Raw genomic sequence first — 2,525 nt, 5'->3', positions numbered from 1 at the left:
TGCAAAAAATTGCACTTAGCAAATAACATGCAAATTATTGCATGTTATTTTTTGCATTAAAGACAAGATTATTGGTTATATTATCCTTATTTTAATTTTAAAAAAAATTGTATTTTAATTTATGTGGAAAGAACACCACTGTTTGCAGTTGATTCAAGAATATAAGAATTCTTAAGACCACTTTATGATTTTTAGGTTGTATTGGCATCATCCTTGCGTTAAATATAAGGGTGAGATTTATAAAAGTTAGGTGGAGGTGTCAATTTGGAAAGAAAGTATGTTTTAGTGATTAATCCAGGTTCAACGTCAACTAAAATAGCTGTATATGAAGGCTATGAGAAAAAAGCTCAAGAAAATTTAACACATGAGACTTCAGAGCTCGAAAAATATGAGAAGATAACAGATCAATATGAATATAGAAAAGACATGATTGTTAACTGGCTAGTATCAGAAGGATATGAACCTTCTAAACTTGCAGCAGTTGTTGGCAGAGGCGGCTTGTTAAGACCAATGCCTAGTGGAACTTATAAGGTCACTGAACCAATGGTGAAAGATCTTATCATTGGTATTCAAGGTGAACATGCTTCTAATCTTGGTGGTATGATTGCAAGTGCCATCGCAAAAGCGGAAGGCATTGATGCATTTATCGTAGATCCAGTAGCTGTTGATGAGTTTGATGATGTAGCTAGAATTTCAGGGATGCCTCAAATCGTTAGAAAATCGCTTGTACATGCACTTAACATTAAAGCTATTGCACACAGCGTTGCAAATGATAAAGGCTGTAAAGTAGAAGATTTAAATATGGTTATAGCACATCTAGGTGGCGGAATTTCAGTTGTGCCTCTATTAAAGGGTAGAATGCTTGATGCAAATAATGCAAATGAAATGGGCCCATTCTCGCCTGAAAGAACAGGTGGATTACCAGTGGGTGATGTGGCTAAGCTTTGTTTCTCTGGAGAATATACTTTTGCAGATTTAAAGAAAAAACTCAGAGGTAAAGGCGGCATGACGGCTTATCTAGGGACAAATGATGCAAGAGAAGTTCTAAAAATGATTGAAAATGGCGATGAGCATGCGAAATTAGTGTTCGAGGCTATGGGATATCAAATCGCTAAAGAAATTGGCGCCATGGCAACCGTTTTACAGGGAAAAATTGATGCCATCGTTTTAACCGGCGGTGTTGCATATTCTAAATATCTAACAGATTACATCAAAGAACACGTTTCGTTTATTGCACCAGTTATTTTAAAACCAGGTGAAGATGAAATGGAAGCGCTCAACGAAGGTGTACAACGTGTTCTCAAAGGCGAAGAAACAGCAAAAATATATGAAAATGAGGTTAAAATCAATGATTAAGAATTTTGATGAATTATTAAATATAGCCATTAGTAAAGGCCCAAAAGTTGTTGCAGTGGCGTGCGCACAGGATGATGATGTTTTAAAGGCAATCAAAGAAGCTTATGAAAAAGGCATTGTCAAGGGAATTTTGGTAGGTGATGTACCTAAGATTAAAGCAATCTCAAATGAGATTGGGTTAGACCTTTCAAGTTTCGAATTGATTCACATTGAAGATTTAGCAGAGGCTTCACTTAAAGCAGTTGAACTTGTTTCAACTGGAAAAGCAGATATGGTTATGAAGGGCTTAGTAGATACAGCTGTGATCTTAAAAGCTGTTTTAAATAAAGAAGTTGGTCTTAGAACCGGTAATGTATTAAGCCATGTGGCGGTATTTGATATTCCAACATATCATAAAATTTTAACAGTAACAGATGCTGCTATGAACATTGCACCTGATTTAAATGCTAAAAAACAAATTATTGAAAATGCATTATTTGTAACAAAAGCACTTGAAATTGATGTGCCTAATGTAGGTATCATTGCTGCAAAGGAAAAAGTAAATCCTGCTATGCCTGCTACAGTTGATGCTGGTGAGCTTGTTCGTATGAATCAAGAAGGCCAACTTACTGGCTGTAAAGTCGGTGGTCCATTTGCCCTTGATAACGCTGTTTCTAAAGAAGCTGCAAAAATTAAAGGCATTAAAGATCCAATGGCTGGCGATGTGGATATCGTATTGTGTCCAACAATTGAGGCGAGTAACATTCTTTATAAGGCTCTTAACTTCCTTGCAAATGCGAAATCAGCAGGGATTATCGTTGGTGCTAAAGCGCCAATCGTATTAACTTCAAGAGCGGATTCTGATGAATCTAAATTAAATTCTATTGCTCTTGGTGTTTTAATGTCAGCAATTTAATGGATTGTGGATACCTTGAGAACATGAGGTAGCCTTTAATAATCTGCAAAAGTAATAATCAATAACTGATTAGCAGATAATGAATAGCAAATAGCAAATAGCAAATAGCAAATAGCGAATAGCAATTGACAATTGATAAAAAGAGTTGCCATCTGATCATTGATTAGATTTTGAATACGGTAACTCGCTTTAAGAGAATAGGAGAGAAAACATGGAAACTTTTAGAATATTAGCGATTAATCCAGGTTCAACATCGACTAAGATCGCAATTTAT

2 protein-coding genes are annotated in these 2,525 nt (G+C 35.6%); both read left to right on the top strand.

The genetic code is table 11. The annotated features are described in order from the left end of the window. Positions 1–264 precede the first annotated feature (264 nt). On the top strand, positions 265–1,356 hold the full coding sequence (gene buk, locus AC220I_RS21225) for a butyrate kinase (protein ID WP_486725868.1): 1,092 nt from the start codon (positions 265–267) through the stop codon (positions 1,354–1,356). Then, complete coding sequence (locus AC220I_RS21220; protein ID WP_486725867.1) at positions 1,349–2,251, top strand: phosphate butyryltransferase; 903 nt, start codon at positions 1,349–1,351, stop codon at positions 2,249–2,251. Before buk ends, AC220I_RS21220 begins: the two co-directional genes overlap by 8 nt. Positions 2,252–2,525 lie beyond the last annotated feature (274 nt).

Source organism: Fusibacter sp., assembly GCF_057447755.1.
This window is presented reverse-complemented; position numbering and strand designations above follow the sequence as displayed.

Bases quoted from the DNA above. Each gene is read 5' to 3' on its own strand.
- AC220I_RS21220 (WP_486725867.1), top strand. From the start codon at position 1,349: ATGATTAAGAATTTTGATGAATTATTAAATATAGCCATTAGTAAAGGC.